At 73.7% G+C, this 11,055-nt stretch carries 12 protein-coding genes; all 12 read right to left on the bottom strand.

What is annotated here, in order from left to right:
• Window positions 1–4 precede the first annotated feature (4 nt).
• The 12 genes from NVV95_RS00525 to NVV95_RS00470 all read right to left on the bottom strand — a co-directional run bounded on the left by NVV95_RS00525 (window position 5) and on the right by NVV95_RS00470 (window position 11,046).
• On the bottom strand, window positions 5–235 hold the full coding sequence (locus NVV95_RS00525; RefSeq protein WP_173181022.1) for a DUF6704 family protein: 231 nt from the start codon (window positions 233–235) through the stop codon (window positions 5–7).
• An 82-nt stretch (window positions 236–317) separates the two neighbouring features.
• Window positions 318–1,058 carry a Trp biosynthesis-associated membrane protein gene (locus NVV95_RS00520; protein ID WP_259484590.1) on the bottom strand — a complete coding sequence of 247 codons (741 nt, stop codon included), beginning with the start codon at window positions 1,056–1,058 and terminating at the stop codon, window positions 318–320.
• On the bottom strand, window positions 1,058–2,584 hold the full coding sequence (locus tag NVV95_RS00515; protein ID WP_259484589.1) for an anthranilate synthase component I: 1,527 nt from the start codon (window positions 2,582–2,584) through the stop codon (window positions 1,058–1,060). The genes NVV95_RS00520 and NVV95_RS00515 overlap by 1 nt, the downstream gene beginning before the upstream one ends.
• Window positions 2,581–2,946 carry a phosphoribosyl-AMP cyclohydrolase gene (hisI, locus tag NVV95_RS00510; protein WP_259484588.1) on the bottom strand — a complete coding sequence of 122 codons (366 nt, stop codon included), beginning with the start codon at window positions 2,944–2,946 and terminating at the stop codon, window positions 2,581–2,583. Before hisI ends, NVV95_RS00515 begins: the two co-directional genes overlap by 4 nt.
• The gene (hisF, locus tag NVV95_RS00505; protein WP_259484587.1) at window positions 2,943–3,713 is read right to left on the bottom strand and encodes an imidazole glycerol phosphate synthase subunit HisF; all 771 of its coding nucleotides are present in this window, start codon (window positions 3,711–3,713) and stop codon (window positions 2,943–2,945) included. The genes hisI and hisF overlap by 4 nt, the downstream gene beginning before the upstream one ends.
• Window positions 3,713–4,552, bottom strand: coding sequence for an ATP phosphoribosyltransferase (gene hisG, locus NVV95_RS00500; RefSeq protein WP_259484586.1), 840 nt, complete (start codon window positions 4,550–4,552; stop codon window positions 3,713–3,715). The genes hisF and hisG overlap by 1 nt, the downstream gene beginning before the upstream one ends.
• A gap of 54 nt (window positions 4,553–4,606) precedes the next feature.
• The gene (locus NVV95_RS00495) at window positions 4,607–4,870 is read right to left on the bottom strand and encodes a phosphoribosyl-ATP diphosphatase (protein WP_259484585.1); all 264 of its coding nucleotides are present in this window, start codon (window positions 4,868–4,870) and stop codon (window positions 4,607–4,609) included.
• A 9-nt stretch (window positions 4,871–4,879) separates the two neighbouring features.
• Window positions 4,880–5,560, bottom strand: a complete 681-nt coding sequence (rpe, locus tag NVV95_RS00490) for a ribulose-phosphate 3-epimerase (protein ID WP_259484584.1) — start codon at window positions 5,558–5,560, stop codon at window positions 4,880–4,882.
• 9 nt (window positions 5,561–5,569) lie between these two features.
• The gene (locus NVV95_RS00485) at window positions 5,570–6,187 is read right to left on the bottom strand and encodes a GNAT family N-acetyltransferase (protein WP_259484583.1); all 618 of its coding nucleotides are present in this window, start codon (window positions 6,185–6,187) and stop codon (window positions 5,570–5,572) included.
• 13 nt (window positions 6,188–6,200) lie between these two features.
• On the bottom strand, window positions 6,201–8,027 hold the full coding sequence (locus tag NVV95_RS00480) for an RsmB/NOP family class I SAM-dependent RNA methyltransferase (RefSeq protein ID WP_310796043.1): 1,827 nt from the start codon (window positions 8,025–8,027) through the stop codon (window positions 6,201–6,203).
• Window positions 8,024–8,938 (bottom strand): methionyl-tRNA formyltransferase, encoded by a 915-nt coding sequence (gene fmt / locus NVV95_RS00475; RefSeq protein ID WP_259484582.1) that lies wholly within the window; start codon window positions 8,936–8,938, stop codon window positions 8,024–8,026. Before fmt ends, NVV95_RS00480 begins: the two co-directional genes overlap by 4 nt.
• On the bottom strand, window positions 8,935–11,046 hold the full coding sequence (locus tag NVV95_RS00470) for a primosomal protein N' family DNA-binding protein (protein ID WP_310796042.1): 2,112 nt from the start codon (window positions 11,044–11,046) through the stop codon (window positions 8,935–8,937). Before NVV95_RS00470 ends, fmt begins: the two co-directional genes overlap by 4 nt.
• Between the last annotated feature and the right edge of the window lie 9 nt (window positions 11,047–11,055).

Genomic DNA, 11,055 nt, shown 5'->3' with positions numbered 1-11,055 from the left:
CGGGTCAGTGCTCCTTCTGGAGCGTCTTGGCTCCGCGCACGCCGTAGCCCAGGCGCGACAGGATGAACCCGGCCAGGAAGCCGATGAGCGTGACGCCGGCGGCGGCCCAGACGAGCCACTGCACGTCGAAGAAGAAGGCGACCGTGCCGATGGCGATGCCGACGAGCGCGATGATCACGCCGGTCCAGGCGGCGAGCGAGTGGCCTTCGCCCATTTCGTCTTCTTCGTGGCTCATCGATCCTCTTCCTGTCTCAATCGATCGGGTCGTGTCGAGTCTACCCGGTCGGTCCGGGCCGCCTGGTCGGGCGGATGCCCGGCTAGCGGGTGGGGTCGGTGCCGCGGCTGAGGTCGTCCCAGCTGTCGACGGCGGCGTCGCGGGCGTTCTCGGCGGGGCGGCGGGCGGGACGCGCATCCGTCACCGGCCGGGCGGAGACCTCGGCGGAGTCGTCGTCGAACAGCTCGGCCGGGTTCGAGCTCTGGCGCCCGTCGGCCGACTCGAAGGTGACGGCCTGGTACTTGCGGCTCGAGGCCGGCCAGCGGCGCACGGTGACGATCACGGCGAGCCCGGCGAGCACCATCAGGATGCCCAGCGCCACGGCGACCGCGGGCCACGGGCTGCTGCTGCCGACCGTGACGAGCTCGCGGATCGACGACGTGCCGGCGACCCCCGTGCTCGTGGTGACGACCGAGGCTCCGGCGGCGACCGGATCGGTGAGCGCGAGCACTCCCGACCAGACGACGCTCGCACCGAGCAGGATCTCGAGGGCGCCGAGCACGAGTCGCACGATCGGCCCGGCGATCGCGAGCGCCCCCGCGAGGGCGATGCCGGCGAGACCGAGCGCCGAGAGCGCGGGCGCGGCGACCGAGCCGGGCACGTCGAGCGTGCCCTCGGTGACCGTACCGCCGACGAGCTCGAGGGTGCCCCACGACTGCGACCAGGCGAGGAAGGTGAGCGCACTGAGGGCGAGCACCAGGAGGATGGTGCCCGACTTCAGGCGCCTGCCCGAGCGGCCCGGGGCGTCGGCCGACGGCTCGCCCGGGGCGGCGGCGTCGCTCATCAGCGCACCCGGGTCATGGCGTTCGCGATCGCGACCGCGCGAAGCGGCGCCGCCGCCTTGTTCTGCGACTCCTGGAATTCGCTCGCCGGGTCGGAGTCGGCGACGAGCCCGCCACCCGCCTGCACCCGCGCCACGCCGTCGACGATGGTCGCCGTGCGGATGGCGATGGCGAGGTCGGCGTCGCCGCCGAAGCCGAAGTAGCCGACGACGCCGCCGTAGAGTCCGCGCTGGGCGGGCTCCAGCTCGTCGATGATCTCGAGTGCCCGCGGCTTGGGCGCACCCGACAGCGTGCCGGCCGGGAAGGTCGCCTTGAACACGTCGATGGCGTCGACCCCGTCGCGCAGCTGCCCCTCGACCGAGGAGACGATGTGCATGATGTGGCTGAACCGCTCCACCCGCATGAACTCGGTGACCTCGACGCTCGAGGCCTCGCAGACCTTGAGCAGGTCGTTCCGGGCGAGGTCGACGAGCATCAGGTGCTCCGCGCGCTCCTTGTCGTCGCCGAGCAGCTCCTGCTCGAGCTCGAGGTCGTGGTGCGGCGTGGCTCCGCGGGGCTTCGAGCCGGCGATCGGGTGCGTGTGCGCCCGGCCCTTCTCGACCTTGACCAGCGCCTCGGGGCTCGAGCCGACGATCTGGTAGGGCTCGCCGTCGGCGTCGACGAGCGTCAGCAGGTACATGTAGGGGCTCGGGTTCAGCGTGCGCAGCACCCGGTACACGTCGAGCGGATGCGCGGGGCAGTCCAGCTCGAAGCGCTGCGAGATGACGACCTGGAAGATGTCACCCTCGCGGATGTGCTCCTTCGCCACCTCGATCGCGCCGAGGAAGTCGTCGCGCTCGGTGCGATGCCGCGGCTCCCCCGCGATGCCGAAGTCGGCCTGCGCGAGCCAGGCCTCCGACGGGCCGCCGAGGCCACGCTGCAGCTCGTCGAGGCGCGCCTGCGCGTCGGCCCAGAGCCCGTCGGCGGGCGTGTCGCCGTCGGTGAGCACGGCGACCAGCAGCTGCACCGTTCCCTGCAGGTGGTCGACGACCACCATCTCCGAGACGAACGACAGGCCCTGGCTCGGCATGCGGTACTCGCGCGGCGGCCGGTTCGGCAGGCGCTCCAGCTGGCGCACGGTCTCCCAGCCGATGAAGCCGACGAGGCCTCCGGTGAGGGGCGGATGCTCGGGCACGGCCGGGGTCTTCCAGTGCTCGTACAGCGCCGAGACGGCGTCGAGCGGCCCGTCGGGAAGGCCCGCCGGGAAGACGCGGTCGGCCGGGAGGCCGAGGTCGAGCCAGACGGCACGGTCATCCGCCTCGGTGAGCAGACCGAAGCTCGAGACGCCGATGAACGAGAAGCGCGACCAGATGCCGCCCTGCTCGGCCGATTCGAGCAGGAAGGTGCCGGGGCGGCCGTCGGCGAGCTTGCGGTAGATGCCCACCGGGGTCTCGCCGTCGGCGAAGAGCTCGCGGATCACCGGCAGCACGCGGTGCGAGCCGCTCAGCGCGTCGAACTCGGCGCGGGAGGTGGTGGCCGTGGTCGTCATGATCTCTCGAGCACCTCGGGGTTCAGCGGGTCGACGTCGAAGCAGCGGCGGGCACCGGTGTGGCAGGCCGCACCGATCTGGTCGACCTCGACGAGCAGGGTGTCGGCGTCGCAGTCGAGCGCCGCCGACTTGACGTACTGCACGTGGCCGGAGGTGTCGCCCTTCCGCCAATACTCCTGCCGGGAGCGCGACCAGAAGGTGACGCGGCCCTCGGTGAGGGTGCGGCGCAGCGCCTCGGCGTCCATGTAGCCGAGCATCAGCACGTCTTTCGAGTCGTGCTGCTGGATGATCGCCGGCAGCAGGCCCTTGTCGTCGAAGTGCACCCGGCTGAGGATCTCGTCGGTCTCGGTGACGGTGCTCATCGCACGTCCACCCCTTCTCGTCGCAGTTCGTCCTTCACGTCGCCCACCGTCATCTCGCGGAGGTGGAAGACACTGGCGGCCAGCACGGCGTCGGCGCCGGCCGCGATGGCCTGACCGAAGTGCTCGACCTTCCCCGCGCCGCCCGATGCGATCACGGGAACCGTGCTGAGCTCGCGCATCAGCCCCACGAGCTCGAGGTCGAAGCCGTCCTTCGTGCCGTCGGCGTCGATGGAGTTGACGAGCAGCTCGCCGGCACCGCGCTCGATCGCCTCGCGCGCCCAGTCGAGGGCGTCGAGCTCGGTCTCGCGGCGGCCGCCGTGCGTGGTCACTACGAAGCCGGACGGCGTGCGGCCGGGCACCGCGGTGCGCTTGACGTCGAGCGAGAGCACGAGCACCTGGGCGCCGAAGCGGTCGGCGATCTCGTTCAGCAGCGGCGGGCGGGCGATGGCGGCGCTGTTCACGCCCACCTTGTCGGCACCGGACGCGAGCAGCTTCGCCACGTCATCGGCGGAGCGCACTCCCCCGCCCACGGTGAGCGGGATGAAGACCTGCTCGGCGGTCTTCTGCACCATCTCGTAGACCGTGGCGCGGTCGTCGACGGTGGCCGTGACGTCGAGGAAGGTGAGCTCGTCCGCACCCTGCGCGGCGTACAGCGCCGCGAGCTCGACGGGGTCGCCCGCGTCGCGCAGGTTCTCGAAGTTGACACCCTTCACCACGCGGCCCGCGGCCACGTCGAGGCAGGGGATGACGCGGACGGCGAGCGACATCAGATGCGCGCCGCGTGGATCGGACTGACGAGGATGGCGCGGGCGCCGACGGCGTACAGGTCGTCCATCACCTGGTTGGTGTCGCGGCGGGGCACCATGCTGCGCACGGCGACCCACTCGGGGTCGTGCAGCGGCGAGATGGTCGGCGACTCGATGCCGGGGGTGAGCGCGCAGGCGTCGTCGAGCTGGGTGACCGGCACGTCGTAGTCCATCAGCACGTACTGGCGGGCCACGAGCACCCCCTGCAGGCGGCGCAGCAGCGTCTCGGCTCCGCGGTGGGTGGTGCCCGAGCTGATCAGCACGGCGGTCGACTCGAGGATGACCGGGCCGAAGATCTCGAGGCCGGCCTTGCGCAGGGTCCCACCCGTCGAGACGACGTCGGCCACCGCATCCGCCACCCCGAGTCGCACGGCGGATTCGACCGCGCCGTCGAGGCGGATGAGCTGGGCCGTGATGCCGTGGGTCGCGAGGAACGCGCCGACGAGACCCGGGTAGCTGGTGGCGACGCGGGCGCCGTTCAGGTCGGCGAGCTCGATCGCCGTGCCCTCGGGGCGGGCGAAGCGGAAGGTGGACTCGCCGAAGTCGAGCGAGGCCGTCTCGGTAGCGGGCGACTCGGAGTCGAGCAGCAGGTCGCGGCCGGTGATGCCGACGTCGAGCGCGCCCGAGCCGACGTAGGTCGCGATGTCGCGGGGGCGGAGGTAGAAGAACTCGACGTCGTTGCGCGGGTCGGCGACGACGAGCTCACGGGAGTCGCGCCGGCCGTGGTAGCCCGCCTCGGCGAGCATCTGGGCGGCGGTTTCGGAGAGGGAGCCCTTGTTGGGCACCGCGATCTTGAGCATGGGGGTGAGGGGTGCTTTCGGTGGGAGGTGGTCTGGGCGGTCGCCGTGCTCAGATCACAGATGTCGGTAGACGTCGGCCGGGGTGAGGCCCTTGGCGAGCATCAGCACCTGCAGGTGGTAGAGCAGCTGCGAGATCTCCTCGGCGGTGTTCTCGTCGGACTCGTACTCCGCCGCCATCCACACCTCGGCGGCCTCCTCGACGATCTTCTTGCCGATCTGGTGCACGCCGGCGTCGAGCTCGCGCACGGTGCCGGAGCCCTCAGGCCGCTCGGTGGCCTTGGCGCTGAGCTCGAGGAACAGCTCGTCGAAAGTCTTCACGGATCAAGGCTACCGGTGTCCGTGGACGTGTCCGGCCGCGAGCTCGCGCAGATGGTCGACCTGGGCGCCGGCGTTCTCGGCACCGAACACGCTCGAGCCGGCCACGAACACGGTGGCCCCGGCCTCCGCGGCGATGCCGATGGTGTCGTCGTTGATGCCGCCGTCGACCTGCAGCCAGACGTCGAGGCCCGAGTCGCGCACGGCTTGCGAGAGGGTGCGGAGCTTCGGCATGGTCTCGGGCATGAACGACTGGCCGCCGAAGCCGGGCTCGACGGTCATCACGAGCACCATGTCGAACTCGGGCAGCAGCTCGAGGAACGGCTCGGCGTCGGTGCCGGGCCTGAGCGCGAGGCCCGCGCGGGCGCCCCGCTCACGGAGGCTGCGGGCGACGGAGACCGGGTCGGATTCCCGGCCGACGGCCTCGGCGTGGAAGGTGACCGAGTAGGCGCCGAGCTCGGCGTACTGCGGCGCCCAGCGCTCGGGCGCGTCGATCATCAGGTGGATGTCGAGCGGGATCGGCGAGACCTCCTGCAGCCGCTCGACCACCGGGAATCCCAGCGTGAGGTTCGGCACGAAGTGGTTGTCCATCACGTCGACGTGCGCGAGGTCGGCGTTCGCGATGCGACCGAGCTCGCTCTGCAGGTTCGCGAAGTCGGAGGCGAGGATGCTGGGGTTGATGCGAAGGGCCACGATGCGACTTTACCCGGGCGGTGACGCCTCTGCGGGTGCCGGTGCGGTTGCCGGTGCCGATGACGCCGGTGTCGCGCCATCGGCCGGCAGCCGTCCGTAGACGGCGAGGTCGTGCCGCGTGGCGCCGACCGGCAGCGCCTCGCGCAGCACACCCTCGAGGCGGAAGCCGAGACGCTCGGCCACGGCCCGGCTGCGGGTGTTGCCTGCTGCCGCGCGGATCTCGAGCCGCTCCAGCCCCCGCGCGAAGCCCGCGTCGCAGAGCGCGGCGGCTGCCAGGGTCACGACCCCTTGCCTCTCGTGGGCGGCATCGATCCAGTAGCCCAGCTCCCCGATCGCGGTGGCGGGGTCGATCTTCAGCGAGATGCTGCCGATCGGATGCCCGTCCCGCACGATCAGCGCCGGCACGGTCTTGCCCTGCTCGTGCAGCGCCAGCACGAAGTCGGTGAAGGCGCGGGTGGCGGCGAGACTCTGGGCGGGCTGGGCCCAGGGCTCCCACTGCCGGAGCCGGTCGAGGTTGCGCATCGTGAGCTCGTGCGCCGCTGCCGCGCCGTCCCGGGTGCGTAACTCGAGGGTCAGCCCGCCGCCCAGATCGAGCGGCAGGAGGTCGCGGAAGGGGTGGTCGGGCACCGCTCGACCTCGGCTAGCGCTTCTCGAACAGGGCGATGAACATGGCGTCGGTGGTGTTGCGATGCGGCCACAGCTGCACGGCCGCATCGGCGCCGCCGAGCTGCACGGCGCCGCCGGTGATCTCCCGGAGCACCTCCTGCGCGTCGAGCTGCACCAGGGTGTCGGGCCAGCGCCGCAGCGCGCCCTGCACCTGGCCGCGCGTCTCGGCGACGTGGGGCGAGCAGGTGACGTAGGCGAGCAGGCCACCGGGCTTCAGGGCGGCCACGGCCGAGTCGACCAGCCGCTGCTGCAGCGCCACGAGGTCGGCGACGTCGGCGGGGGTCTTGCGCCAGCGCGCCTCGGGGCGCCGGCGCAGGGCGCCGAGCCCGGTGCAGGGCGCGTCGACCAGGATGCGGTCGAAGCCCTCGTCGGTCGAGCGACCCAGCCGGGTCCCGTCGCGCTCCCAGACCTCGGGCGGCTCGGGCAGCGCGGCCACGGCGCGACGCACGAGGCCGGCGCGGGCCGCGATCGGCTCGTTCGCGATCACCGTGGCGCCCGCGAGACCCGCCTCGGCGGCGAGCACGGCGGTCTTGCCGCCGGGGCCGGCGCAGAGGTCGAGCCAGCGCTCGCCGGCTGTGACGGGCCGGCTGCGGGTGAGGGCGAGGGCGGCGAGCTGCGAGCCCTCGTCCTGCACCCGCACCGTGCCCGCGCGCACGGCGGGGATGGCCGCCGGGTCGCCGGTAGGGGCGACGAGGCCGATCGGCGAGAGCGGGGCCGGCTCGAAGGCGGTCGGCACGCGGCGGGCCGTGTCGCCGACGGCGGTGCCCGAGGCGGCGGGGGCGGCGTCGAAGCCGCTGCCGTCGTCGTCGGCCGGGTCGGTGGCCGCCGCCAGGGCGAGCTCGAGCTCCTCGGGGTCGGCGCCCGGCTCGGGGGCGGTGGCGCCCGGCTCGGTGACTGCGTCGGTCGCGGGTGCCGCGGCCGTCGCATCGCGCTGGAGGGCCGCGCGGTCGGCGAGGCCGGGCAGGGCGACGAGGCTGAGCCGCGCCGGGGTGTTGTCGGCCTCGAGCAGGGCGTCGAGTTCGGCATCGACCTCGCTCTCGGGCACGCCGTCGGCGACAAGAGCGCGGCGGAAGGCGCGCACGATCCAGGCGGGGTGCGAGGAGGTCAGCGCAAGGCGATCGTCGTCGGACTCCGCCGACTCGGTGACGCGCCCGAGCCACTCCTCGGCCGGGGTGCGGGTGATGGCGCGCAGCACACCGTTGACGAAGCCGGTCGCCGAGCGGGAGGCGACCGCTCGGGCGAGCTCCACCGACTCGTTCACGGCGGCGTGCTGGGCGACGCGCATCGACAGCAGCTGGTGGGCGCCGAGCTCGAGCACGTCGCGCACGGCACCGTCGATCTCGTCGATCGGCCGGCCGGAGGCGAGCTCGATCACCCGGTCGTAGTAGCCGCGCCGGCGCAGGGTGCCGTAGGTGAGCTCGGTCGCGAGGCCCGCGTCGGCGGGCGAGAGCCGGGCGTCGGCGATGCGCACCGGCAGCAGCAGGTTCGCGTAGGCGTCGTCGGAGCGCACGGCGGCGATCACCTCGAGCGCCACCCGCCGGGCGGCCTGCACCACGCCGGGCTTCGACGGCGCGGGTGTCGCCGGCTTCCGCCGCTCGGGCCCGCGCCGCCCGCCCACGCCGCCGCCCGCACCGCCACCGGTGCGCCGGCCGTCGTGCCCCCGCCGCCCCGACCCGCCGGACGCACCGCCGCGCTCGCCGCCCTGTCCGTACCCGCCGGACCCGGCACCGCCGCGCCCGGAACCCGACCCGCCGGACGCCCCGCCGCGGCTCCCGCCGCCCTGTCGCCTGTCGTCGCTCATCGTGCCACCAGTCCTTCCGCGCCCGCGCCGCGCCACCAGTCGGCGGCCGCCATGGGCTTCTTCCCCGCCGGCTGCACCGTCAGGAGTTCCAGGGGCGCCGTCGCGGTGCCCACGTGCAGGGTGCGTCCGGATCCGTCGAGGGCGCCGGGCGCGAGTCGGGGGCGGTCACGCGCCGGCGAGGCCTCGAGCACCTTCACGCGCAGGCCGTCGAGCTCGAACCACGCGCCGGGCTCGGGCGTGACACCACGCAGCCGGGCGTAGACCGTCTCGAGGTCGCCGGTGAAGTCGAGCCGCGCATCCGCTAGACCCAGCTTGGGAGCGAGCGTCACCTCGCCCGTCTGCTCGACGGCGGTGAGACTGCCGTCAGCGATGCCGTCGACCGTGTCAGCGAGCTGCTCGGCGCCCGAGTCGGCCAGCCGGGCGAGCAGCCCGCCCGAGGTCTCGTGCGCGGCGATCGGGGTCGAGCGCATCGAGAACACCGGCCCGGCGTCGAGCCCCGGCACCAGCTGGAACACCGTCGCCCCCGAGACGGTGTCGCCCGCGATGACGCTCCACTGCACGGGAGCCGCCCCGCGCCAGCGCGGCAGCAGCGAGAAGTGCAGGTTGATCCAGCCACGCGGGGGTGTGCTGAGCAGCGGCTCGCGCACGAGCCCGCCGTAGGCCACGATCACGCCGAGTTCGGCGCCAACGGCCGCGATCCGGGCGGTCGCCTCGTCGTCGAGCCGGTTCGCCTTGATCACCTCGATACCGAGCTCCTCGGCGGCCGCGGCGACGGGCGAGGGGGTGAGCACCCGCTTGCGTCCGAGCGGCGCGTCGAGCCGCGTCACGACGGCGGCCACCTCGTGCCGGGCCGCCAGGGCACGCAGGGCGGGCACGGCCACGGCGGGGGTGCCCGCGAAGACGAGTCTCATTCCATGATCTCCGAATCGTCGAGTCGAACCCGCAGCGTCGGCGGCGGCCGGAAGCCCGAGCCGCTGCCCGTCTTGCCTCGCCGGGTGGTGGCGTTCTTCACCACGAGCGCCCGCAGGTGACGGGCGACCGAGGCCCCGATCGCGTAGTCGAAGCGCACGATGGCGCGCACCATGCCGTCGCCCGTGGGCACCGGGCCCAGGGTATCCATCTTCGCCCATTCGGCCTCGGTCACGAGCTTCTGCAGCTCGGCAAGCGCGCCGGCCACGGTGTCGGCCGCCCCGGTGACGGTCGCCAGCCGCACGGCCGGGGGGAAGCGCAGCGCCCGGCGGTCGGCGAGCTCGGCCGAGGCCACCGTCTCCTGCTGCCAGGTGACGAGGGCCTTCGCGAGCTCTCCGCCGACCCCCACGAGCACGTTCGGAGCCCGCGGGGCCGACAGCGCGATGGCGTTCGACCACCACCGCAGGCAGTCCTCGGCGACGCGCAGCGACTCCCGGGCGAGCATCCGCGGGCCGTCGAGCAGCAGCACGGCTCGGTAGCCGCCCTCGGCCACCGGTTCGGCGCCGCGGGTGGCGACCACGAGCGCCGGCTTGGCGTCGACCGTGAGCACCGGGCGCTCGCCGTCGCTGACGATCACCCGGGTGCCGGGGAACGCCCGGCCCAGCTCGTCGGCGGTGCGGCCGGCCCCGACCGAGGCGAAGCGGAACGTCGTGCCGTGGCAGTGCGAGCACGACCAGTTCGCCGCGATCGCCCCGCAGAGCGTGCACGAGGGCCGCTCCCCCGCCCGGTGCACGTGCAGCGGCCCTCCGCAGACGGTGCAGGCAGCAGGATGCCCGCAGCTCTGACACGCGAGTACCGGAGCGTAGCCCGGCCGGGCCACCAGCACGAGCACCGGCCCCTGCTCGAGGGCGCGACGGGCGGCCTGCCACGCGGCCGTGGGGATGCGGGCGGCGTTCTGAGGGGCGTCCGCGTCGTCCTGCTCGGCGGTCGGCAGCACGCGCGGCAGGTGGCGCGGGGTGGGGAACACCGGGTGCAGGAAACCGAGCTCGACCAGCCGTTCGATGTCGGTGCTGCGGGAGTGCGAGACGAAGGCCAGCCGACAGCCCGACTGCTCCTGGCGCACCAGGGCGGCGTCGCGCACGTGCACGTAGGGGGCGTGCGGCTCGGACTGCAGGGAGTCCCCCTCGTCCCAGACGATGATCTGCCCGAGACGTGACACCGGCGCGTAGACCGTGGAGCGGTTGCCCACGACGATGTGCGGCGAGCCGTCGAGCGCCGTGAGGAAGTTCGCGTACCGCTCGCCGCGCGCCTGCCGGGCGTCGAGCCGCACGATCGTGTCGCCCGCCCCGAGGCTCTCGAGCGCCTGCTCGACCTGCAGCTGGTCGCGGTAGTCGGGCACGGCGACGATCACCGACTCCCCCGCCCGGTGCACCCCCACGGCGAGCTCGGCGATGGTGAGGGCCCAGTGGCCGACGGTGTGCATCTGGTCTCCGGATGCGCGCACCGCCGTGACCGTGGCGACGGCGTCGATGGCGCTGCGGGCTCCGGGTTCGGCGAGGTGCGCACCGTCGGAGGCCGAGTAGCCCGTCAGCGCGAACGCCCCGGGCGCGTGACGGGGTCGCGCCGCGTTGGAGTCGGAGTCGGCACCTGCGGCTGTGGCTGCCGCGGCGGCCTGCCTCGCCACGAACGCCTTCTCCACCCGCACGAAGCGCGGCGGGATGGCCAGCCGCACGATGTCGCACGCGCTCCCGGCGGCGCGGTCGGCGAGTCGTCGGGCGAGCACCCACACCTCCGGGGTCAGCACGGGCAGCGACGACACGACCTCGTCGAGCTCGCTCAGCGCGCGCTCCCCGGGCACGTGGGCGGCGAGCTCGATGATGTAGCCCCGCGCCGTGCGACCGGCGGAGCGCAAGGGCACCTTCACCCGCACGCCGGGACGGGCATCCGGAACCAGCGCCGGCGGCACGAGGTAGTCGAACAGCCGATCGAGCTGCGGCAGCGGCGACTCGAGCATCACCCGCGCGACGACCCCCGACGACATGGTCTCGACCGGCACCGCCAGCGCACCCGGCACCGCCAGCGCACCCGGCACCGCCGGCGTGCCCGGCACCGGTGCGAC

It is taken from the genome of Herbiconiux gentiana (assembly GCF_024978135.1).
GTDB classification, from domain to species: Bacteria; Actinomycetota; Actinomycetes; order Actinomycetales; family Microbacteriaceae; genus Herbiconiux; species Herbiconiux gentiana.
This window is presented reverse-complemented; position numbering and strand designations above follow the sequence as displayed.

What these genes read in the sequence shown, in the direction of transcription:
- fmt (WP_259484582.1), bottom strand. Translation starts at nt 8,938, where the DNA reads ATGAGACTCGTCTTCGCGGGCACCCCCGCCGTGGCCGTGCCCGCCCTG.
- hisF (WP_259484587.1), bottom strand. Translation starts at nt 3,713, where the DNA reads ATGTCGCTCGCCGTCCGCGTCATCCCCTGCCTCGACGTGGCCGCGGGC.
- NVV95_RS00515 (WP_259484589.1), bottom strand. Translation starts at nt 2,584, where the DNA reads ATGACGACCACGGCCACCACCTCCCGCGCCGAGTTCGACGCGCTGAGC.
- NVV95_RS00480 (WP_310796043.1), bottom strand. Translation starts at nt 8,027, where the DNA reads ATGAGCGACGACAGGCGACAGGGCGGCGGGAGCCGCGGCGGGGCGTCC.
- NVV95_RS00525 (WP_173181022.1), bottom strand. Translation starts at nt 235, where the DNA reads ATGAGCCACGAAGAAGACGAAATGGGCGAAGGCCACTCGCTCGCCGCC.
- NVV95_RS00520 (WP_259484590.1), bottom strand. Translation starts at nt 1,058, where the DNA reads ATGAGCGACGCCGCCGCCCCGGGCGAGCCGTCGGCCGACGCCCCGGGC.
- hisG (WP_259484586.1), bottom strand. Translation starts at nt 4,552, where the DNA reads ATGCTCAAGATCGCGGTGCCCAACAAGGGCTCCCTCTCCGAAACCGCC.
- hisI (WP_259484588.1), bottom strand. Translation starts at nt 2,946, where the DNA reads ATGAGCACCGTCACCGAGACCGACGAGATCCTCAGCCGGGTGCACTTC.